Annotated in this window: 19 protein-coding genes and 1 rRNA gene; 17 read left to right on the top strand and 3 right to left on the bottom strand. The window is 69.1% G+C overall.

Features of this window, described 5'->3' with window-relative positions; genetic code table 11:
- Window positions 1-67: ribosomal RNA gene (gene rrf, locus WFJ17_RS18720) — 5S ribosomal RNA — on the top strand; the annotation flags it as partial.
- A 45-nt stretch (window positions 68-112) separates the two neighbouring features.
- On the opposite strand, the gene WFJ17_RS16025 is transcribed toward rrf, so the two are convergent.
- A complete protein-coding gene (locus WFJ17_RS16025; protein ID WP_336648938.1) occupies window positions 113-1324 on the bottom strand; it encodes a hypothetical protein in 1212 nt (403 codons plus the stop codon).
- Between WFJ17_RS16025 and WFJ17_RS16030 the strand changes: the two genes are divergently transcribed.
- Genes WFJ17_RS16030 through recN form a run of 6 tightly spaced genes read left to right on the top strand, consistent with a single transcriptional unit; the run spans window position 1265 to window position 6698 of the window.
- On the top strand, window positions 1265-2068 hold the full coding sequence (locus tag WFJ17_RS16030) for a hypothetical protein (RefSeq protein WP_336648939.1): 804 nt from the start codon (window positions 1265-1267) through the stop codon (window positions 2066-2068). The genes WFJ17_RS16025 and WFJ17_RS16030 overlap by 60 nt on opposite strands.
- The gene (locus WFJ17_RS16035; RefSeq protein WP_251442257.1) at window positions 2065-3096 is read left to right on the top strand and encodes an HAD-IIA family hydrolase; all 1032 of its coding nucleotides are present in this window, start codon (window positions 2065-2067) and stop codon (window positions 3094-3096) included. The genes WFJ17_RS16030 and WFJ17_RS16035 overlap by 4 nt, the downstream gene beginning before the upstream one ends.
- A 38-nt stretch (window positions 3097-3134) precedes the next feature.
- Window positions 3135-3299 (top strand): hypothetical protein, encoded by a 165-nt coding sequence (locus WFJ17_RS16040; protein ID WP_336648940.1) that lies wholly within the window; start codon window positions 3135-3137, stop codon window positions 3297-3299.
- Complete coding sequence (locus WFJ17_RS16045; RefSeq protein ID WP_251442253.1) at window positions 3296-4096, top strand: TlyA family RNA methyltransferase; 801 nt, start codon at window positions 3296-3298, stop codon at window positions 4094-4096. Before WFJ17_RS16040 ends, WFJ17_RS16045 begins: the two co-directional genes overlap by 4 nt.
- Window positions 4093-5016 carry an NAD kinase gene (locus WFJ17_RS16050; RefSeq protein WP_336648941.1) on the top strand — a complete coding sequence of 308 codons (924 nt, stop codon included), beginning with the start codon at window positions 4093-4095 and terminating at the stop codon, window positions 5014-5016. Before WFJ17_RS16045 ends, WFJ17_RS16050 begins: the two co-directional genes overlap by 4 nt.
- Window positions 5013-6698: a DNA repair protein RecN gene (recN, locus tag WFJ17_RS16055; protein ID WP_336648942.1), complete on the top strand. Its 1686-nt coding sequence runs from the start codon at window positions 5013-5015 to the stop codon at window positions 6696-6698. The genes WFJ17_RS16050 and recN overlap by 4 nt, the downstream gene beginning before the upstream one ends.
- Window positions 6699-6723: 25 nt before the next feature.
- On the opposite strand, the gene WFJ17_RS16060 is transcribed toward recN, so the two are convergent.
- Window positions 6724-7743: a LacI family DNA-binding transcriptional regulator gene (locus WFJ17_RS16060; protein WP_336648943.1), complete on the bottom strand. Its 1020-nt coding sequence runs from the start codon at window positions 7741-7743 to the stop codon at window positions 6724-6726.
- Window positions 7744-7895: 152 nt separating this feature from the next.
- On the opposite strand from WFJ17_RS16060, the gene WFJ17_RS16065 reads away from it, so the two are divergent.
- The gene (locus WFJ17_RS16065) at window positions 7896-9191 is read left to right on the top strand and encodes an oligosaccharide MFS transporter (RefSeq protein WP_336648944.1); all 1296 of its coding nucleotides are present in this window, start codon (window positions 7896-7898) and stop codon (window positions 9189-9191) included.
- Window positions 9192-9254: 63 nt separating this feature from the next.
- Here the strand turns inward: WFJ17_RS16065 and WFJ17_RS16070 are convergent, their stop codons facing one another.
- On the bottom strand, window positions 9255-10268 hold the full coding sequence (locus WFJ17_RS16070) for a LacI family DNA-binding transcriptional regulator (protein ID WP_336648945.1): 1014 nt from the start codon (window positions 10266-10268) through the stop codon (window positions 9255-9257).
- A 247-nt stretch (window positions 10269-10515) separates the two neighbouring features.
- Between WFJ17_RS16070 and WFJ17_RS16075 the strand changes: the two genes are divergently transcribed.
- From WFJ17_RS16075 to WFJ17_RS16115, 9 genes are all read left to right on the top strand, one after another.
- Complete coding sequence (locus WFJ17_RS16075; RefSeq protein WP_336648946.1) at window positions 10516-11766, top strand: ABC transporter substrate-binding protein; 1251 nt, start codon at window positions 10516-10518, stop codon at window positions 11764-11766.
- Between the two features lie 87 nt (window positions 11767-11853).
- Window positions 11854-12765, top strand: a complete 912-nt coding sequence (locus WFJ17_RS16080; RefSeq protein ID WP_336648947.1) for a carbohydrate ABC transporter permease — start codon at window positions 11854-11856, stop codon at window positions 12763-12765.
- Window positions 12762-13688 carry a carbohydrate ABC transporter permease gene (locus WFJ17_RS16085; protein WP_442927996.1) on the top strand — a complete coding sequence of 309 codons (927 nt, stop codon included), beginning with the start codon at window positions 12762-12764 and terminating at the stop codon, window positions 13686-13688. The genes WFJ17_RS16080 and WFJ17_RS16085 overlap by 4 nt, the downstream gene beginning before the upstream one ends.
- Before the next feature lie 108 nt (window positions 13689-13796).
- Window positions 13797-15278, top strand: coding sequence for a glycoside hydrolase family 32 protein (locus WFJ17_RS16090; protein WP_336649144.1), 1482 nt, complete (start codon window positions 13797-13799; stop codon window positions 15276-15278).
- Entirely contained in the window at window positions 15275-16222 is a 948-nt protein-coding gene (locus tag WFJ17_RS16095; RefSeq protein WP_336648948.1) for a carbohydrate kinase family protein, read from the top strand. Before WFJ17_RS16090 ends, WFJ17_RS16095 begins: the two co-directional genes overlap by 4 nt.
- 17 nt (window positions 16223-16239) lie before the next feature.
- Window positions 16240-17925: a CTP synthase gene (locus WFJ17_RS16100; protein WP_336649145.1), complete on the top strand. Its 1686-nt coding sequence runs from the start codon at window positions 16240-16242 to the stop codon at window positions 17923-17925.
- A gap of 1 nt (window position 17926) precedes the next feature.
- Window positions 17927-18505 carry an NUDIX domain-containing protein gene (locus tag WFJ17_RS16105; protein ID WP_251442220.1) on the top strand — a complete coding sequence of 193 codons (579 nt, stop codon included), beginning with the start codon at window positions 17927-17929 and terminating at the stop codon, window positions 18503-18505.
- 17 nt (window positions 18506-18522) lie between these two features.
- A complete protein-coding gene (xerD, locus tag WFJ17_RS16110) occupies window positions 18523-19425 on the top strand; it encodes a site-specific tyrosine recombinase XerD (protein WP_251442217.1) in 903 nt (300 codons plus the stop codon).
- A gap of 88 nt (window positions 19426-19513) precedes the next feature.
- Window positions 19514-21061, top strand: a complete 1548-nt coding sequence (locus tag WFJ17_RS16115; RefSeq protein WP_251442214.1) for an amino acid permease — start codon at window positions 19514-19516, stop codon at window positions 21059-21061.
- Window positions 21062-21066 lie beyond the last annotated feature (5 nt).

Genomic DNA, 21066 nt, shown 5'->3' on the forward strand with positions numbered 1-21066 from the left:
AGCTAAGCCTCACAGCGCCGATGGTACTGCAGGGGGGACCCTGTGGGAGAGTAGGACACCGCCGGACTTCCTTTAACAGAAAGGCCACCCAACGCAGGGTGGCCTTTCTGCGTTAACATGCTCGAACGGAAGGAGTCACGACATGGCCGATGACGGCAAGCCCTCGCGCGACCGCAAGGACGGGAACGCGGAGCGTCCCCGTCGCTATGTCGATGGCGACCGTTCTGAGCGCGGCTTCCGTCGCGACTCGAGTCGGGACGACCGTCCGCGTCGTGATGGTGACCGCCCGTTCCGTGGCAATGACGAGCGCCCGCGCCGCGACGGCGACCGCCCCTACCGTGGCAATGACGACCGTCCCCGTCGTGACGGCGACCGCCCCTACCGTGGCAATGACGACCGTCCTCGTCGTGATGGTGACCGCCCGTACCGTCCCGCCGGCGAGCGGACCGACCGTCCTCGTCGTGACGGCGACCGCCCGTATCGTCCTGCGGGTGAGCGGACCGACCGTCCTCGTCGTGACGGCGACCGCCCGTATCGTCCTGCGGGTGAGCGGACCGACCGTCCTCGTCGTGACGGTGACCGCCCCTACCGTCCCGCCGATGAGCGCAGCGACCGTCCGCGTCGCGAGGGTGACCGGCCGTACCGTCCCACGGGCGAGCGCAGCGACCGCCCCTATCGCGGCAATGACGACCGTCCGCGTCGCGACGGTGACCGGCCGTACCGTCCCGCGGGCGAGCGGACCGACCGCCCCTACCGTGGCAATGACGACCGTCCGCGTCGCGATGGCGACCGACCCTATCGTCCCGCTGGAGAGCGCAGCGACCGGCCGTACCGTCCCGCGGGCGAGCGTAGCGACCGCCCGTACCGCGGCAACGAAGACCGCCCGCGCCGTGACGGCGACCGTCCGTACCGTCCCGCGGGGGAGCGGACCGACCGTCCTCGTCGTGACGGCGACCGCCCCTACCGTCCCGCCGGAGAGCGCAGCGACCGTCCGTACCGTCCCGCCGGAGAGCGCAGCGACCGTCCGTACCGTCCCGCCGGAGAGCGCAGCGACCGTCCGTACCGTCCCGCGGGTGAGCGTACCGACCGCCCGCGTCGCGATGGAGACCGCCCCTACCGGAGCAACGATGACCGGCCCCGTCGCGATCTCCGTGCGAGCGATCGTCCGCGTGATCCGGAGCTTCCCGACGAGATCACGGCTCGTGACCTTCATCCCTCGGCGCGGAACGAGCTGAAGACCCTCAGCAAGGAGAACGCCGAGCAGGTGGCGCGCCACCTCGCCATGGCGGCGCAGCTCATCGACGAGGATCCGGAGCGCGCCCATCTGCACGCTCTGGCGGCCTCGCGCCGCGCGGGTCGGGTCGCGGTCGTCCGCGAGTCCGTCGCCATCACGGCCTACGCCATGGGCGACTTCGCCCTCGCACTGCGCGAGCTGCGCACCTACCGCCGGATCTCCGGGAACGACGACCAGATCGCGCTCATCGTCGACAGCGAGCGCGGTATGGGGCGTCCCGACCGCGCGCTGGAGGAGGCGCGCTCGGTCGACCGGGCGGCGCTGCCGACCGCGACGCGCGTGGCCCTTGCGATCGCGATGTCCGGTGCTCGCCTGGACCGCGGCGAGACCGAACTGGCGCTCGGAGAACTCGAGATCCCCGAGCTCAACCCCGACCTGGCGTTCGATTGGAGCCCGGCGCTCTTCTTTGCCCGCGCCGCAGTGCTCGAGGATCTCGGGCGTGCGGAGGAGGCGGCGTTCTGGCAGGAGCGCGCCGAGGTCGCCGCGGCGGCGCTGGGTCATGGCGACGACGAGGAACTGATCATCGAGGACGCCTACGAGGAACTGGCCCAGGAGCCGGACCGCATCGAGCTCGCAGAGTCGGAGCTCGCCGAGCCGGAGACCCCCGAGCCGGAAGACATCGCGCTCGCAGAGTCGGAGACCGTAGTGTCGGAAACTCCCGAGCCGGAAGATATCGAGCTCGTAGAATCGGCGACGGCCGGCTCGGGGACCGCAGAGCTTCCGGAGCCGCCGGAGAATCCCGAGCAGCCGGAGGACGCGGAGAAGTCCGAGTGAGCCTGTTCTCCCGGGACAAGCGCACGCCGCTGACCGATGTCGACGTCGTGCTCGCCGACCTCGACGGCGTCGTGTACGCCGGTGCGGGGGCGCTCCCGCACGCGATCGAGAGCCTGAAGAAGGTCGAGGCGTCCCGTCGTCTCGGCTACATCACGAACAACGCGTCCCGCACCGATGCCTCGGTGGCTGCGCACCTGACGGAGCTCGGCCTCACGGTCGCCCCGGACGAGGTCGTCACCAGCCCGCAAGCGGCGATGCGTCTCGTGAGCGGCCTGATCCCCGCCGGATCCACGATCCTGGTCGTGGGAGGGGAGGGGCTCGTCCATGAGGTGCACAAGGCCGGGTTCCGGGTCACGCGCAGCGCCGACGACGCTCCCGCAGCCGTCGTGCAGGGATTCGCGCCCGAGGTGGGCTGGAAGGATCTCGCGGAGGCGGCGTTCGCGCTGAAGGTGCCCGAGGACGAGGGCGGGATCCCCTGGATCGCGACCAACACCGACTGGACGATCCCGCAGTCGCGGGGCGTCGCGCCGGGCAACGGGACCCTGGTCTCCGCCGTGCACACCGCGATCGGCCGGCTCGCGACCGTCGCGGGCAAGCCGGAGACTCCGATCTTCGAGGAGGCCGTCGCGCGGTTCGGCGCGAAGCACCCTCTCTTCATCGGCGACCGCCTCGACACAGACATCGCCGGGGCATCCCGCGCGGGCATCGAGTCGGCCCTGGTGCTGACGGGCATCGACCGGCCCAAGCACGTTCTCGCGGCCGCCGAGGGCTCGCGCCCGACGTACATCCTCGGCGATCTGCGGGAGCTGGACGAGCCGTACCCGCAGACGCAGATCAAGGGCGACACGGTCACAGTGCGCGGCGCGTCCGTGCGCGTGGACGGCCCGGACGTCACGATCCTCAGCGAGGGCGACCGCCCCATCGACCTCGTCCGCGCAGGTGCCGAGGCGATCTGGCGCACCGGACGGCAGATCTTCGGCTTCCGGGTTCCAGAGCGCCTGTACGCGGATCCGTTCCATCGGCCCTGATCCCGCGGGATCGAGGTGATCCCCCGTAGGCTGGAGGGGTGAGCGAGAACACCGAACCGGACCCTGCGGACGGGCTCTGGAGCCGGCTGCGCCTCATCGAGGGACAGCCCCTGGACTCGCGCGCGGACGCCTACCAGGCGCTGCACGACGACCTCGCCCGGCGACTGGAGAGCGCCCCGAAGACCGCCGCCGACCGCGGATGACCCTCCGTCTCGATGCCGCCCTCGCGGAACGGGGCCTTGCCCGCTCCCGCACGCACGCGGCAGTGCTCATCGCCGACGGCGTGGTGACGGTCAACGGCCGGCCCGTGGTCAAGGCGTCCACGAAGATCGACGACGCCGACGAGCTCGCGGTGGAGGGCGCGGACCACTACGTGAGCCGTGGGGCGCACAAGCTCGTCGCCGCCCTCGACGGGTTCGGCATCGACGTCGACGGCTCCCTCGCGCTGGACATGGGGGCATCGACCGGCGGATTCACGCAGGTGCTGCGCGAGCGCGGGGCGCGCCGGGTGCTTGCCGTCGACGTGGGGCACGAACAGCTCGCGCCGTCCGTCCGCGCGGATCCCGGGGTCGTGGCCGTCGAGGGCTTCAACGTCCGGAACATGGACGCGCAGATCCTCGCCGATGCCACGGGGGAGGGCGAGCGGCCCGAGCTTGTCGTGGGCGACCTCTCCTTCATCTCGCTCGCCCTCGTGCTCCCCGCGGTCGCGGCGACCGCGGCCGAGGGCGCCGACGTCGTCCTGCTCGTCAAGCCGCAGTTCGAGGTCGGGCGCACCGCGGTGCGCGGCGGGCTCGTGACCAATCCCACGATCCGCGCCGACGCGGTGGCGCGGGTGCTGTGGAGCGCCTGGGATCAGGGCTTCGGGGTGCTCGGGATCCTGCCCTCGCCGATCCTCGGCACGCACGGCAATGCGGAGTACCTGGTGCACCTCGCCCGCGGGCGGGGAAGCAATCCGACAGAATGGTTGAGCACGATCGATCAGTTGGCAGGAGGCCGATGAACGAGCGCAGGATCCTCGTCGTCGCACACGCGCGCCGGGACGAGACCGTGCAGGCCGCCCATCGGGTGGTCGCCGCACTGCGTGCGGCCGGCGCGGTCCCGGTGCTCGCGGCGGACGATCGCGACGAGCTCGCCGCTGCGGACGCGCTCTTCACCGACGTCGACGTGCTGGCCGAACGCCCCGGCGACGCCGGCATCCCGGTCGAGGACATCGAGCTCGCGATCGTGCTCGGCGGCGACGGCACGATCCTGCGCGCCGCGGAGCTCGTCCGTGACGGGACCGCCCCGATCCTCGGCATCAACATGGGCCACGTCGGCTTCCTGGCCGAGATCGAACGCGACGACATGGACGCCGCCGTCGCCCGCGTCATCGATCGCGACTACTCGGTCGAGGAGCGCATGGCTCTCGCGGTGCGGGTGAAGGATTCCGACGGCGCGGTCGTCTACAGCACCTGGGCGCTGAACGAGGTGACCGTCGAGAAGGCGAGCCGGGAGCGCATGATCGAGGTGGTCGTCGAGATCGACGGGCGTCCGCTCACGAGCTTCGGCTGCGACGGCATGGTGGTGTCCACCCCGACGGGCGCGACCGCCTACAACTTCTCCGCCGGCGGTCCGGTGATCTGGCCGGGGGTCGAGGCCATCGCGGTCGTGCCCCTGTCGGCGCACGCCCTGTTCGCCCGCCCTCTCGTCGTCGCCCCCGGCGCGCCGGTCGCGATCGAACTGCTGGACCGCAACGACGGCAACGCCATCCTGTGGTGCGACGGCCGCCGCTCGCACGACCTGCCGCGCGGAGCGAGGGTCGTGGTGCGCCGCTCGTCGCGCCCGGTGCGCCTCGCGCGGCTGCACCCCAGCGTCTTCACCGACCGCCTGGTCCGCAAGTTCCACCTTCCGGTCTCCGGGTGGCGAGGAGCCGACGCATGATCGAGGAGATGCGCCTGCGCGATCTCGGTGTGATCGCCGAGGCCGTGCTGCCGATCGGACCCGGGTTCACCGCGATCACCGGCGAGACCGGCGCGGGCAAGACGATGGTCGTGACCGGCCTCGGTCTGCTGCTGGGCGCGCGTGCCGACTCCGGCGCCGTGCGGGCGGGTGCCGCCCAGGCCTCGGTCGCCGGGGTATGGATCGTGCCGAGCACGGGATCCGTGGCCGACACCGTGGCCGATGCCGGCGGTGAACTCGAGCCCTACGACGACGCGCGCGGAGAGCTCTACGTCTCCCGCACGCTCACCGCCGAGGGGCGCAGCCGTGCGAGCGTCGGCGGCCGTGCCGCGCCGGCCGGCGTGCTGGCAGACCTGGCCGACGACCTCGTGGTCGTGCACGGGCAGTCCGAGCAGCTGCGGCTGCGGTCCGCGGCCGCTCAGCGCGATGCGCTCGACCGGTTCGGCGGATCCGTGATCACCCTCGCCCGCTCTCAGTACGAGGCGGCATGGGAGGGCTGGCGCGCCCTGTCCGCCGAGCTGGAGGAAATCTCGGGAAACCGGGAACGCCGCCAGGCCGAGGCCGAGGACCTGCGGCAGGCGCTCGCGCTCATCGAGGCGACCGATCCGCAGCCGGGGGAGGACGACGCCCTCACCGAGCGCGCGGAGCGCCTCGCGAACGCGGAGGAGCTGCGCCAGGCCGCGGCGATCGCACGGTCGGCGCTGTCGGACGAGGACGGCGGCAACGACGTCTCGAGCCTGGCCGCCGAGGCACGGCGTGCGCTCGAGCGGGCGAGCGATCCCCAGCTCGCCGGCATCGCCGAGAGCATCGCCGAGATCGGCTACCGCGCCACCGACATCGCCGCCGAGCTGAGCGGCTATCTCGCCGATCTGGACGAGTCGGGCCCGCATGAGCTCGCGGCGGTGGAGGAACGCCGATCCGCGCTGGCGGCCCTCGTCCGCGCCCACGGGACGCTCGATGCCGCCCTCGAGCTCTGGAACACGGGATCCGCGCGCCTCGCCGAGCTCGACGACGACTCCGACCACATCGAGCGGCTCGCGGTCGAACGAGATGCCGCCCGTGCCGTGCTGGACGAGGCCGCCGCCGCGCTCACCGCGATCCGGACGGAGGCCGCCGGCCGGCTCGGCGCCGCGGTCACCGAGGAGCTGCACGCCCTGGCCATGCCCGATGCCCGTCTCGTGGTCTCGGTCGCCGAGGGCGTCGAGAGCGCGCACGGACGCGACGACGTCGCGATCCTGCTCGCCCCGCACCCCGGTGCGGAGCCGCGTTCCGTCGCCAAGGGCGCCTCGGGCGGCGAGCTGTCGCGCGTGATGCTCGCGATCGAGGTCGTCATCGCCGGTACGGATCCCGTTCCGACCTTCGTGTTCGACGAGGTCGATGCGGGCATCGGCGGCGCCGCCGCGATCGAGGTGGGCCGCCGGCTGGCGCGGCTGGCGCGCACCTCGCAGGTCATCGCCGTGACGCACCTCGCCCAGGTGGCCGCGTTCGCGAACAACCACCTCAGCGTCGTGAAGGCGAACGACGGACAGGTGACCGCGTCGAGCGTCCGCCGGCTGGACGGCGAGGACCGCGAGGCCGAGATGGCGCGGCTGCTCTCCGGCCTCGCCGACTCCGGCGCTGCCCTCGAGCACGCGAGGGAGCTGCTCGCGCTGCGGGAGGACTGAGTCCGCCGGCGCCGATCCCGGCGCGTCAGCGCAGGTCGCGGACCGATTCCCGCACGATCACGGGCATGGGCACGAGCTCATGGGCCAGGTCGCGCTCGCCGAGGAGCATCTCCACGCCGACGCGTGCCATGTGCTCGTAGGGCAGCCGGGCGGTGGTGAGACCGGGCCGGACGAGTTCGGCGAGGTCCTCGTCGTCGAAGGAGACGACGGAGATGTCGGCGGGGATGCGCAGGCCGCGCTCGCCGAGGGCCTGATAGATGCCGAACGCGACGCCGTCGGTCGCGGCGATGAGGGCCGTCAGCTCGGGATGCTCGTCCAGCAGCCGCTGGCTCTGCACGAACCCGATCGCCGTCTTCCAGTCCTCGACCACGACCTCGATCGGGCCCGGGATGCCGCGCTCGGCGAAGGCGTCGCGCATGCCGGCGAGACGTCGCGCGATCGTGACCGAGCGCCGCGGATCCCCGGCGATGTGCGGGATGTCGCCGATGAATCCCACGTGCGAGTGACCGGCGTCCAGCAGGACCGAGGCCATCGCGTGGCCGGCGGCATACTCGTCGGGGAGCACGCTGGGCAGGTCGTCCGGGGTGCAGCCGTTGACGATCACGACGGGGACACCGCGGGGCGCGGCGGGGAGGTCGACCATGCGCGCCGCCATGAGGCCGACGATCACGCCGTCGACGCGTCGGCCGATGAGCTCGTCGAAGGCCGCAGCCAGTTGTGCGGGGTCGTCGCCGGTCTCGGTGATGAGCACGGTGTGATCGAGTTCCTTCGCGGCGCGCAAGGTCCCGCGCACCATCGCCGACGCGAACCGGGTGATCGTGACCTGATCCGAGATGAACCCGATCGTGCGGGTCTTTCCGAAGCGCAGACTCTGCGCGGCCGGATTCGGCTTGTAGCCGAGCTGCGCCGCTGCGGTGCGAATGCGTTCCGCCGCCTCCGCGGACAGACGCGATGGTCGGTCGTTGAGGACGAGGCTGACGGCCGTCTTGGACATGCCGGACAGCTCGGCCACGTCGGCCAGCGTCGGTCTCGAGGTGTCGGCCATCCTGCGCCCTTTTCTCTTCGTCTCCAACGTATCGTGTCGATCCTCATGCTGAATCAATTTATCGTGCACGCTTGTGCGCTCATTCATCCCCCTGCTACGATCTGATAAATCGGTTCATCATCGGTTGGACGACCAACGGAGGTCTTTTCTCGATGGCAATCAACTTCAGGCTGTTCCGCAACGGCGCCTACCTGCAGAGCTCGGTGACGCTGTTCGTCTTCTTCGCCGGGTGGGGCATCTGGTGGTCGTTCTTCTCCACGTGGCTGGATAAGACCCTCCACCTCAGCGGCGAGCAGATCGGCACCGTGTATTCCGTGAACTCGCTCACCACGATCGCGGTGATGATCGCCTACGGTCTGATCCAGGATCGGATCGGTCTGAAGCGGTACGTCGTCATCCTGTCTTCGGCCGTCATGGCGTGCCTGGCTCCGTTCGTGATCTTCGTCTACCAGCCGCTCCTGACCGGCGCGTTCGGGTGGGGAGTCTTGCTCGGAGCCGTCTATCTGCCCTTCGGCTATACCGCCGCCGTGGGTCTCCTCGAAGCGTTCTCAGAGCGCATGAGTCGCACCTACGGCTTCGAGTACGGCCAGGCGCGCGGCTGGGGTTCCCTCGGTTATGGTGTCGCAGCGCTGTTCACCGGATTCATCTTCACGATCAATCCGCAGATCAACTTCTTCGTCGGCTCGGCGCTGGGCGCCATCTGCCTCGTGGTGCAGGTCTTCTGGAAGACGGACAAGGTCCCGCTCGCGCCGGGGCACACTTCCCACCCGCACACGCCGAGCCTGCGTGAGATGGCGTCTGTTCTGAAGCTGAAGAGCCTCTGGGTGGTCATCGGCTTCGTTATCTTCAGCTGGACCTTCTACAACCTGTACGACGGCCAGATGTTCCCGAACTTCTACCGGAGCCTGTTCCCGAACGAGGACATCGGTCTGCACACCTATGGCGTCCTCAACTCCGTGCAGGTGTTCGCCGAGGCCATCTGCATGATGCTCGTCCCGATCCTCATGCGCCGGATCGGCGTGCGGAACATCCTGCTGCTCGGCGTCACGGTGATGACGTTCCGGATCCTGGGCGCCGCGGTCTTCAGCGATCCGGTCATCGTCTCGGTTGTGAAGATGTTCCACGCCATCGAGGTGCCGCTGTTCATCCTCGGCATCTTCCGCTACCTCACCCTGCACTTCAATTCCGCTGTGTCGGCCACGCTGTACCTGGTCGGGTTCGAAGTCGCGGCGCAGGTCGGAAACACGCTCTTCGCCATTCCGTTCGGTGCGCTGCGCGACCACATCGGGTATCAGCCCACGTTCTACGTGATCGCCGGAGTGGTGGCCTGTGCAGGGATCTGGGGCTTCTTCGCGCTGAAGAAGGATGATCAGGACGTCCAGGGGGATCCGTTCATCCGCTCCGGCCGGTCCGGCGTGACGGGCCTGGTGAGGACGGCCAGGTCGTGAGATACGCACCCGCTCGCGCTGCGGGAGGGCGGGGTTCCCTCTCGTCGGCCGATCCGCGGCGCGTCAGCGCAGGTCCCGCACGGAGTCTCGCACGATCAGGGGCATGGGGATCCGCTCGTGCGCCAGGTCGCGCTCGCCGACGAGCATCTCCACGCCGCGGCGCGCCATCTCCTCGTAGGGGAGATGCGCGGTGGTCAAGCCGGGACGCTGGTAGGACGCGAGCTCCTCGTCGTCGAACGAGATGACGGAGACGTCGTCGGCGACACGGAGACCGCGCTCGGCCATCGCCTGGTAGACGCCGAAGGCGACGTTGTCGTTGCCGGCGATGATCGCCGTGACCCCCGGATGCGCATCGAGAAGCCGATGCGTGTACTCGTAGCCGATCTCCGGCCGCCATTGCGGAACGGCAAGCCGCACGACGTCGACATCCGCGGTGGACAGGACCTCGTCCAAGCCGGCGAAGCGCTCCGCGATCGTGGCGGAACGCCGCGGGTCGGCTGCGATGTCGCGCACCTCGCCGATCACTCCGATCCGGTGGTGTCCGCGTTCCACGAGGTGGCCGGCTACCTGCGCTCCTGCCGCCCTCTCGCTGGGGAGCACACTCGGGTGATCCGCGCTGGAGACGCCGTTCACCAGCACCACGGGCACGCCGTGCGGCACGGCGGGGACATCGATCTCGCGTGCGGCCATCAGGCCGATGATCAGCCCATCGACGCGCCGATCGGTCAGCTCCTGCACCGCGCCGGCAAGATCCCGGTTCCCCATCTCGTTCATGAGCACGGTGTGTCCGTGCTCGCGCGCGCTCTCCAGGACGCCCTTGATCATCCCTGAGGCGTATCTGGTCAGCGTGACCTGGTCCGAGATGAAGCCGATCGTGCGCGTCTTGCCCAGGCGGAGGCTCTGCGCGGCCGGGTTGGGGCGATAGCCGAGTTCGTCCGCAGCGGCGCGGACGCGTTCGGCGGCATCGGCGGAGAGACGGGATCCCGGGCGGTCGTTCAGGATCATGCTGACTGCAGCCTTGGACATGCCGGAGAGCTCCGCGACATCGGCGAGCGTGGGTCTGCGACGAGCGATCACAGCTGTCCTCCGTTCCAGCAGGCGAAACCCCACAGTAGCGCGTGAGGTCGGGTGGGGCGCCCTGACGATGCTGAATTGGTTCAGCAAAAGTCTTGCTGTGGGATTCTGCGTGTGCTTTACTGTGCTGAATCAATTCAGCACCACGGTTATCCGGGTCGGCTGAACCCACCGCCGCAACAGCGGCATCAGACTCATCGGGAGAGCTTCAATGAGGAAGAAATCGGTACTGACGGTTGCCGTCGCGGCCGTGGCCATCGGGTCCGTGCTCGGGCTCGCAGGGTGCAGCAAGGGCGGCGCGTCCGCCGGGGAGTCGGACGGACAGGTGACGCTCTGGACCCACAACGCAGGCAACCCGGGTGAGCTCGAGGCCGTGAACGAGGTCGTCGACGCGTTCAACAAGAGCCAGAGCAAGGTCAAAGTCAAGGTCCAGGCCTTCCCCCAGGACTCGTACAACCAGTCCGTGACCGCGGCGGCCGCGTCGAAGAAGCTGCCCTGCATCATGGACATCGACGGTCCGAACGTGCCGAACTGGGCCTGGGCGGGCTACCTCGCGCCGATCACCGGCATGGACGACACCCTCTCGAAGTTCCTGCCTTCGACGGTCGGGAAGTATGAGGACAAGACCTACTCCTTCGGTCTCTACGATGTCTCCCTCGTCATGATCGCTCGTAAGAGCGTGCTCGACGAGAACGGCATCCGGATTCCGACGATCCAGCAGCCCTGGACGGCCTCGGAGTACGAGGAAGCGCTGGCCAAGCTCAAGGCCACCGGCAAGTTCGAGCAGGCGGGGGACCTCGGCACGGGGCAGACCGGAGAGTGGTGGCCCTACGCGTACTCGCCGTTCCTGCAGAGCTTCGGCGGAGACTTGATCAACCGGTCGGACTACAAGACCGCGGACGGCGCGCTCAACGGTCCGGCGGCGGTCGCCTGGGCGAACTGGTTCCACGGGCTCGTCGACAAGGGATACGTGTCGGCGAAGTCCGGTGCCGACCCGGTCGCCGACTTCGTGAACGGCAAGACGGGCATCGTCTATTCGGGAAGCTGGGCGGCGCAGCCGGCCCGCGACAAGTTCGGGGACGACGCCCTGTTCCTGCCGTCGGTCGACCTGGGCAAGGGCCCGAAGGTCGGCGGCGCGTCCTGGCAGTGGGGTATGTCCAAGACCTGCGCGAACCCGGACGGAGCGGCGGCCTTCCTGAAGTTCCTCGCGTCCGACGACAACATCGCACTGATGGCCAAGGCCACGAAGACCATCCCGACCACGGCGGCGGCCGCGGCCAAGGTGCCGGGATACGAGACCGGGGGGCAGGACGACATCTTCCGGCAGTACTCGAAGGACTACGCAGTGCTCCGGCCGGTCACGCCCGGGTACCCGTTCATCGCCACGACCTTCGGCAAGGCGGCGCAGGACATCATCAACGGGGCCGACCCGAAGCAGACCCTCGACCAGGCGGTCAAGGACATCGACGCGAACCAGAAGCAGAACAACTACTTCCAGTGAGCGTCCGCGGGGCCGGCCGACCGGCCGGCCCCGCCCTCCCCATCTCCCTACAGACACCACCGGTCCTCAGATACAAAGGAGTATTCCGTGACGACGCAGACATCGATCGCGCATCACAGGATGCAGGGGCAGGGGCGGGAGAAGGCCATGGCCGTGGCGATGTTCGTCCCGGCCGGCGTCCTCATCCTGACCTTCCTCATCGTGCCCGTCCTGCTCACCTTCTGGCTCGCCTTCACGAACACGAGGCTCGTCTCGCCGGATCCGCCGCAGTTCATCGGACTCGACAACTTCGCCAACCTGTTCACCGACGACACGTTCTGGGCGTCGCTGCGCAACACCATCGTTTTCACGATCGTGATCGTGCCGCTGCAGTCCGGCCTCGCGCTCCTCCTCGCGGTGCTCGTGAACGGCCGTGCCCGGGGCACGACGTTCTTCCGCACGGTGTACTTCCTTCCCGTCGTCACGTCGATGGTCGTCGTGTCGATGCTCTGGCTGTTCATGTATCAGAAGGACGGTCTCATCAACGTGCTGCTCGCGAAGGTCGGGATCACGGGACCGGACTGGCTCGGCGACCCGCACTGGTCGCTGATCGCGATCATCGTGATGTCGGCGTGGCAGGCGATGGGCTTCCACATGATCATCTGGCTGTCGGGGCTCCAGACCATCCCCGCCGAGCTGTACGAGGCGGCCTCGCTCGATGGGGCGAGTACGTGGCAGAAGTTCGCGAACGTCACGTGGCCGGGGCTGCGGGCGACGCGCACGTTCATTCTCATCACCATCACCATCGCCGCGTTCGGTCTGTTCACCCAGATCAACGTGATGACCCAGGGCGGGCCGCTCAACTCGACGACCACGCTCGTCTTCCAGGCCGTGAGATCCGGATTCCAGCAGCAGCAGACCGGTTACGCGTCCGCGATCTCACTGGTGTTCTTCGTCCTGGTGCTGATCGTCACCATCATCCAGACCCTGCTCACTCGAGACAAGGAGGCGCGTCGATGACCACCGAAGCCGTCGTCACGGGGCGAACCGCCTCGTTCGACCAGAAGAAGGCCTCGTTCGACCAGAAGAAGAAGGGCCGGGGCACCCGGATCGTGCTGCTGGTCTGCAAGATCCTGCTCGCACTCGTGTTCGGGCTGCCGCTCGTCTTCATGATCGTCTCGAGCTTCAAGCCCGATCTGCAGATCTTCTCCGATCTCGGGGGGCCGCAGGCCTTCCTCCCGGTCGGGGATCTGACGCTCGACAACTACACCGGCGTGTTCGACCGCGTGCCGTTCTGGCAGTTCATGATCAACTCCATCCTGATCTCGGTCGTCACGGTCGGGCTCGGTCTCATCGTCAACTCGATGGCGGCCTTCGCGCTCTCGCGGATGCAGCTCCCGGGGCGGCGGATCCTCCTCGCCGTAGTGCTCGCGACCCTCATCGTGCCCTTCGAGGTGATGGCGCTGCCGATGCTGTGGGAGGTCAACCAGCTGCCCTACATCGACGGATCGCAGGGATGGCTCGACACCTACGCGGTGCAGATCGTGCCGTTCATCGCCAACGCGTTCTCGATCTACCTCTTCTACACCTACTTCGATTCGATCCCGAAGGAACTCGATGAAGCGGCCAGGGTGGACGGAGCCGGCTGGTTCCGCATCTACCGCTCGATCGTGATGCCCCTCGCGGGCCCCGCGATCGCAACGGTCGCGATCCTCACGTTCCTGCCCGCCTGGAACCAGTACCTGTGGCCGCTGATGGTGACCCAGAGCGAATCCGTTCGTCCGGTGATGGTCGGCATGGGGTACTTCCATCAGCTCGGGAAGGTTTCCTGGGGGCAGATCATGGCCTACGCCAGCCTGATCACGATTCCGGTGCTCGCGCTGTTCATCGCCTTCCAGCGGTCGTTCGTGAACTCGATCGCCTCGTCCGGGGTGAAGGGGTGACGGACGCGCTCTCGGGCGGGCCGTTCCGGCTCGGGCCGTGAGGCCGCGGAGATCATCCATGTCGCCGAACAACGTTTGAAGGAATCACTGCACATGACCAGGGTGCCGATGCACTTTCGACCCGCTCGCAACTGGATGAACGATCCGAACGGACTCGTCTTCCACGATGGCAGCTACCACCTGTTCTTCCAGTACAACCCGCACGGCGCCGACCACGCGCACATGAGCTGGGGCCACGCCACGAGCGCAGACCTGCTGCACTGGGACGAGCAGCCCATCGCGCTCCGGCACACCGACCGACATGAGATCTTCTCCGGATCCATCGTCGTCGACGAGGGCGACACAAGCCGGTTGGGGGACGGGGGAAGGGCACCCCTCGTGGCTGTGTTCACCCTCGCGGACCAGCCGGGGCGGCACCAGTCCCAGGGGATCGCCTCGAGTGTCGACGACGGAATGACCTGGCGGTTCTTCCCCGGGAACCCCGTGCTCGATCGCGGCTCGGAGCATTTCCGCGATCCGAAGGTGTTCCGATACCGCGGCGCAGAGGGGGAGTGGTGGGTGATGGTCGCCGTCGAGGCGGCCGATCGCCGCGTGGTGATGTACCGCTCCGATGACCTGCGCACCTGGACGTTGCTGTCCGACTACGGTCAGCGCGGTGCGGTGGGCGGCGTCTGGGAATGCCCCGACCTGTTCCCGCTCGCCCTGGACGGGGACCCGGACGACATGCGCTGGGTACTGCTCATCAGCCTCTACCCGGGTGGGATCGCCGGTGGATCCGGGACTCAGTACGTCATCGGATCCTTCGACGGGGAGCGGTTCGTCCCCGCCGAGCCGGCTCCGTCGATGCACCCCATCGGTTCGGGGGAGCAGAGCCGCGCCGACCTCGAGCAGTTCGACTGGCTGGACTATGGCAGGGACTGCTACGCGGGGGTGACGTTCTCCGGGCTCCCCGACGACGAACGGATCCTCATCGCATGGATGAGCAACTGGGACTACGCGGGTGCGATGCCCCCGGCAGGAGGCGATGATCCGCAGCGGGGGGCGATGACACTGCCTCGCCGGCTCTCTCTGGTCACCTCCGACGGACGGATCAGGCTGCGCCAAGAGCCGATCGCGCCCGAGCATTCGGCGGTGAGCGCCGTCGAGGATCTCGAGCTGCGCCAGGATGAGCCGGTGGCGCTCGACGTGCCGGAGCAGGTGCGGATCCGGATCCGCCTGCGTCTGAGCGAAGGTGCGTCAGCCCAACTGAGCCTGGGGCCGGAGGAGACGCCCGCGGCCGTGCTTCGCGTCTGCGACGGAGAGGTGTCCGTGGATCGGCGGGTCGGCGCCGCGGGGCTTCCCGACGCATTCGCCAGCGTCCAGCATCTCTCCGTGCGCGGAGGCGGACTGGACGCCGTCCTCTGGCTCGACGACGGATCCCTCGAGCTCTTCGCCGACGACGGCACCGCTGTGCTCACCGACCGGATCCCGACGCGCACGTCTCCGCAGATCGTACTCCGGGCGACGGACGGTAACGTACGTCTCGACGAGTTGACGATCGCCGTTCCCGTCGATGCGCTCGCGGTGGCGGGAGAGGGGCTCCAGGTATGAACCAGGCGCGGATCGTGGTGATCGGGGAGGCGCTCGTCGACATCGTCGTGGGCGGCGAGCCCCACGCGGGCGGATCGCCGATGAATGTAGCGGTCGGTCTCGCGCGGCTCGGCCGGCCTCCCGTGCTGCACTCCAGGATCGGCGACGACGCGCACGGGGACCTGATCCGCGCACATCTCGGTGCGGACCGCGTCGGCATCGGTGCGCGCACGCTCGTGGAGGGTCCCTCGTGGACCGCGACGGCGACCATCGCCGAGGACGGCGGCGCCGAGTACGAGTTCGCACTGGCGGGCGAGATCGCGGTGCCGGAGCTGGACGAGCTCGCCCTCGTGCACACCGGATCGATCGGGGCCTTGCGGGAGCCGGGTTCGAGCGCGCTGCTCACGGCCTTCCGCGGCGCTCCCGCCGGAACTCTGCGCTCCTTCGACCCGAACATCCGTGCCGACGTCATCGGTCCGGCAGACGCAGCGCGGCGACGGGTGTTCGAGCTCGCCGCGGCGTCGCACGTCGTCAAACTCAGTGACGAGGACGCCGCGTGGCTGCGCCCGGACGCGAGCCTGGACGACGTCCTGGACGCGCTCGCTGCGGGGGGCACGCGGTTCGTCGTCATCACGCGCGGCGCGCAGGGCGCCGTCGCCCTCGTCGACGGCACCCGGTACGAGCGTCCCGCCGTGAGGGTCGACGTCGTCGACACGATCGGCGCCGGCGACGCGTTCATGTCCGGGCTGCTGTTCGGCCTGCTCCGCGATGGCGCGGACCGCCTCATCGTCGAGGGTGCGCCGATCCCGGCGGAGGACGTCGAGGCGGCCCTGGACACCGCGCTCGTGTCCGGAGCGATCACGGTGTCGCGCGCGGGGGCCAACCCGCCCGGGCTGACCGAGCTCGAGGAACGTCTCGAGGCGGCACGCGCCGTGTCCGACGATGACGGCCGGCGATCCGGCTGATAGGATAAAAGCCCGTGATGCAGAACTCAGCCGCGCGGACAGACAACGACACCACCAAGCACATCTTCGTGACGGGCGGTGTCGTTTCCTCGTTGGGCAAGGGGCTGACGGCGGCCAGCCTCGGCAACCTGCTCACCGCCCGCGGACTGCGCGTCGTGATGCAGAAGCTCGATCCCTATCTGAACGTGGATCCGGGCACGATGAACCCTTTCCAGCACGGCGAGGTCTTCGTCACGGACGACGGCGCCGAGACCGACCTCGACATCGGCCACTACGAGCGCTTCCTCGACATCGAGCTGAGTCAGGCCGCCAACGTCACGACCGGCCAGATCTACTCGCAGGTCATCGCCAAGGAGCGCCGCGGCGAGTACCTCGGCGACACCGTGCAGGTGATCCCGCACATCACCGACGAGATCAAGCGCCGCATGCGCCTGCAGGCCGACGAGACCCCGCGGCCCGACGTCATCATCACCGAGATCGGCGGCACGGTCGGCGACATCGAGTCGCAGCCGTTCATCGAGTCCGCGCGCCAGATCCGGCACGAGCTGGGCCGCAAGAACGTGTTCTTCGTGCACGTCTCGCTCGTTCCGTTCATGGGCGCCTCGGGTGAGCAGAAGACCAAGCCGACCCAGCACTCCGTCGCGGCGCTGCGCTCGATCGGCATCCAGCCGGACGCGCTCGTGCTGCGCAGCGACCGGCCGGTCACCGAGTCGAACAAGCGCAAGATCGCGCTCATGTGCGACGTGGACGAGGACGCCGTCGTCAACGCGGTCGACGTGCCCAGCATCTACGACATCCCGACCATGCTGCACGACCAGGGCCTGGACGACTACATCGTCGACGCGCTCGGGCTGGACAAGGCCGACGACGTCGACTGGTCCCGCTGGCAGAAGGTCCTGCAGGCGGTGCACAACCCGAAGCACGAGGTCACGATCGGCCTCGTCGGCAAGTACATCGACCTGCCCGACGCCTACCTCTCGGTCACCGAGGCGCTCAAGGCCGGTGGCTTCGCGCACGAGGTGGCCGTCAAGATCCGCTGGATCCCGTCCGACTCCTGCGAGACCCCCGAGGGCGCCGCGAAGGCGCTCGCCGACGTCGACGGCATCTGCGTTCCCGGCGGCTTCGGGATCCGCGGCATCGAGGGCAAGCTGGGAGCGCTCCGCTTCGCCCGCGAACAGGGCATCCCCACCCTCGGCCTGTGCCTCGGCCTGCAGTGCATGGTCATCGAGTACGCGCGCAACGTCGCCGGGATCGACGGGGCCTCGTCGAGCGAGTTCGACCCCGACACCGCCGAGCCGGTCATCGCGACCATGGCGGAGCAGGTCGAGATCCTCGACGGCGGCGACCTGGGCGGCACCATGCGCCTCGGCCTGTACAAGGCCGCGCTCGGCGCCGGATCGCTCGCCGAGGAGCTGTACGGCGCTCCCGAGGCCTCGGAGCGGCACCGCCACCGCTACGAGGTGAACAACGCCTACCGCGACCGTCTCGCGGACGCCGGCCTGTCGTTCTCCGGTCTCAACCCGGAGCTCGACCTCGTCGAGTACGTCGAGCTGCCGCGCGATGTGCACCCGTTCTACATCGCGACCCAGGCGCACCCCGAGCTGCGTTCGCGGCCGACCGAGCCGCACCCGCTGTTCCGCGGGCTCGTGGGCGCGGCCATCGAGCGGCACCGCTCCAGCGAGCTGTTCGACGACGAGGACTGACGTGACGCACTCCACCACCGCGCCGCGCGACGAGCCCTTCTCCCCGGAGGTGCTCGAGAGCCGTGAGGTCTACCGCGGCGCGGTGTGGGGGATCCGCGAGGACCGCGTCCGCTACGGCGACGGCGAGATCGTGCGCCAGTACCTCGACCACACCGGCGCGGCGGCCGTCGTGGCGGTGGACGAGGAGAGGCGCGTGCTGCTCATCCAGCAGTACCGCCATCCCATCCGGCAGCGCGACTGGGAGCTCCCCGCGGGACTGCTCGACGTCGCCGGCGAGGATCCGATGGACGCCGCCCGCCGGGAGCTCGCCGAGGAGGCCGACCTCACCGCCGAAGGCTGGGAGCCGTTGGTCTCGACCTACACGACCCCCGGCAGCAACTCCGAGATCATCCACATCTACCTCGCGACGGGGCTGAGCCCCGCCGCGGAGTCGTTCGCACGCACCGACGAGGAGGCCGACATCCGTCTCGCCTGGGTGCCGCTCGACGAGGCCGCGGACGGCGTGCTCGCCGGAAGACTGCGCAACGGGATCCTCGCCGTGGGCGTGCTCGCGGCCGAACGGCGTCTGCGCGGCGCCTGACATGCGGCGGGCCTGACGTGCAGCTGGACCGGGCGCTCGACGCCTATCTCCGGCATGTGACGATCGAGCGCGGGCTCGCCGAGCACACCCTCTCGGCGTACCGGCGCGATCTCGGCGGGTATGTCGCCTGGCTGGGCGAGCACGGCATCGACGACACCGACGCGATCACCGCGGCGATCGTCGCCGAGTTCGCTGCGGAGCGCGCGGCCGCGGTGCCGCCGCCCGCCGCCTCGAGCCTGGCCCGGCTGCAGTCGTCGGTGCGCGGCTGGCATCGGTTCCTCGCGCGCGAGGGCATCGCAGAGGCGGATCCGAGCGCGCGGCTGCGTCCGCCCCGGCAGCCGCGGCGGCTGCCCAAGGCGCTCACGATCGACCAGGTCGAGCGCCTGCTCGCCGCGCCCTCGGCGGAGGAGCCGCTCGGAATCCGGGACCGCGCGCTGCTCGAGCTGCTCTACGCCACGGGCGCCCGTGTCTCCGAGGCGGTGTCGCTCGACGTCGACGACCTCGCGCTGGGCGACGTGCTGCGGCTGCGCGGCAAGGGATCCAAGGAGCGCATCGTGCCGGTCGGCTCCTACGCGCGCGCCGCGATCGACGCCTACCTGACCCGGGTGCGCCCGACACTCGCCAGCACCGGGCGGGCCTCGGCGAAGCTGTTCCTCGGCGCGCGGGGCGCTCCGCTCAGCCGGCAGAGCGCCTGGCTGATCATCCGCGCGGCCGCCGAGCACGCGCAGATCACCGCGGAGGTCTCTCCGCACACGCTGCGGCACTCCTTCGCGACCCATCTGCTGCAGGGCGGTGCCGACGTGCGCGTCGTGCAGGAGCTGCTCGGGCACGCGTCGGTCGCGACGACGCAGATCTACACGCACGTCTCGGTGGACACGCTCCGCGACGTCTACGTGACGGCGCATCCCCGGGCTCGATAATGGTTTGAAGTCAGACCATTGACAGTTGGTCTTCCGCATTGCGAGAATCGCTGCACACGCTCCCTCCACTGAAAGCAGGCAGCACTCCATGAGCGAATCGACAAAGGCGAAGGGCACGCAGGCGATCGACGATGACGCCGCAGCCCTGGCCGCCCTGGGCTACAAGCAGGAACTGCACCGGGGGATGTCGGGGTTCAGCAACTTCGCCGTCTCCTTCTCGATCATCTCCATCCTCGCGGGATGCATCACCTCGTACGCCATCGCCCTGAACTCGGGCGGCCCCTCGGCGATCACGATCGGCTGGCCGCTCGTCGGCGTCTTCGTGCTCATGGTCGCGCTCGCCATGGCGGAGGTGTGCTCGAAGTACCCGACCGCCGGCGGTCTCTACTTCTGGGCCGGCCGCCTCGCCAAGCGCAACAAGCGGCAGTGGGCGTGGGGGGTCGGCTGGTTCAACTTCCTCGGCGAGGTCGCAGTCACCGCGGCGATCGACTTCGGCGCCGCGACCACGATGATGGCATTCGCGAACCTCGTGTGGGGGATCGAGCCGACCAAGGCCAGCACCTTCGGCCTCTTCGTCGTGCTGATCGTGGTCCACGGCCTGCTGAACACCTTCGGCGTCAACATCGTGAGCCTGCTCTCGAACGTGTCCGCCTGGTGGCACATCGTCGGCGTGCTCGTGATCGTCGGCGCGCTGTGGATCATGCCCACCCAGCACCAGGACGTGGGCTGGACGTTCACGCACTGGTACAACGGCACCGGCTGGTCGTTCGGCCCGTACGTGTTCCTCATGGGCCTGCTCATGGCGCAGTACACCTACACCGGGTACGACGCCTCCGCCCACGTCGCCGAGGAGACCAAGAACGCCTCCGTCGCCGCGCCCAAGGGCATCGTGATGAGCGTCGTGATCTCGATCATCGGCGGCTGGATCCTGCTCTTCTCGATCACCGCGGCGATCCAGGACGGCAGCGACAAGGGGATCGCGGGCCTGCTCGGATCCGAGACCGGTCTGCCGCCGGCCCAGATCTTCCTGGACGCGCTGAACAACCCGACGATGGCGAAGTTCCTGCTGTTCATCGTCTGCGGCGCGCAGTTCTTCTGCGGCATGGCCTCGGTCACGGCGAACTCCCGGATGAGCTACGCCTTCTCCCGCGACAACGCGATCCCCGGGTCGCGGCTGTGGGCGAAGGTCAACAAGCGCACCGGCACTCCGACCAACTCGATCTGGCTGTGCGTCGTGCTCTCGATCATCCTGACCACGCCCGCGCTCTTCAACACCACCGCCTACCTCGCCGTCACCTCGGTCGCGGTGATCGGACTGTACATCGCGTACGTCACGCCGGTGTTCCTGCGCCGGCTGGACAAGGGCTTCACGCCCGGGCCGTGGCACCTCGGCAAATGGAGCGCGATCGTGGGATGGATCGCCGTGGTCTGGGTGATCTTCATCATCATCCTGTTCGTGCTCCCGCCGGTGAACCCGATCACCATCGACACGTTCAACTATGCGCCGATCGCCGTCGCCGTGGTCGCGATCCTCTCGATCGTGCTGTGGTACGCCTACGGGAAGCGGGACTTCATGGCCTCCAGCGCCGAGGCCGAGCATCTGACGATGGCGCCGGACAAGCTCCTGGAGGAATGATCCGA

The organism is Microbacterium sp. MMO-10 (genome assembly GCF_037148715.1).
Lineage (GTDB): Bacteria > Actinomycetota > Actinomycetes > Actinomycetales > Microbacteriaceae > Microbacterium.

Bases quoted from the DNA above. Each gene is read 5' to 3' on its own strand.
- WFJ17_RS16025 (WP_336648938.1), bottom strand. From the start codon at position 1,324: ATGGGCGCGCTCCGGATCCTCGTCGATGAGCTGCGCCGCCATGGCGAG.
- WFJ17_RS16045 (WP_251442253.1), top strand. From the start codon at position 3,296: ATGACCCTCCGTCTCGATGCCGCCCTCGCGGAACGGGGCCTTGCCCGC.
- WFJ17_RS16050 (WP_336648941.1), top strand. From the start codon at position 4,093: ATGAACGAGCGCAGGATCCTCGTCGTCGCACACGCGCGCCGGGACGAG.
- recN (WP_336648942.1), top strand. From the start codon at position 5,013: ATGATCGAGGAGATGCGCCTGCGCGATCTCGGTGTGATCGCCGAGGCC.
- WFJ17_RS16060 (WP_336648943.1), bottom strand. From the start codon at position 7,743: ATGGCCGACACCTCGAGACCGACGCTGGCCGACGTGGCCGAGCTGTCC.
- WFJ17_RS16065 (WP_336648944.1), top strand. From the start codon at position 7,896: ATGGCAATCAACTTCAGGCTGTTCCGCAACGGCGCCTACCTGCAGAGC.
- WFJ17_RS16085 (WP_442927996.1), top strand. From the start codon at position 12,762: ATGACCACCGAAGCCGTCGTCACGGGGCGAACCGCCTCGTTCGACCAG.
- WFJ17_RS16090 (WP_336649144.1), top strand. From the start codon at position 13,797: ATGCACTTTCGACCCGCTCGCAACTGGATGAACGATCCGAACGGACTC.
- WFJ17_RS16095 (WP_336648948.1), top strand. From the start codon at position 15,275: ATGAACCAGGCGCGGATCGTGGTGATCGGGGAGGCGCTCGTCGACATC.
- WFJ17_RS16100 (WP_336649145.1), top strand. From the start codon at position 16,240: ATGCAGAACTCAGCCGCGCGGACAGACAACGACACCACCAAGCACATC.
- WFJ17_RS16115 (WP_251442214.1), top strand. From the start codon at position 19,514: ATGAGCGAATCGACAAAGGCGAAGGGCACGCAGGCGATCGACGATGAC.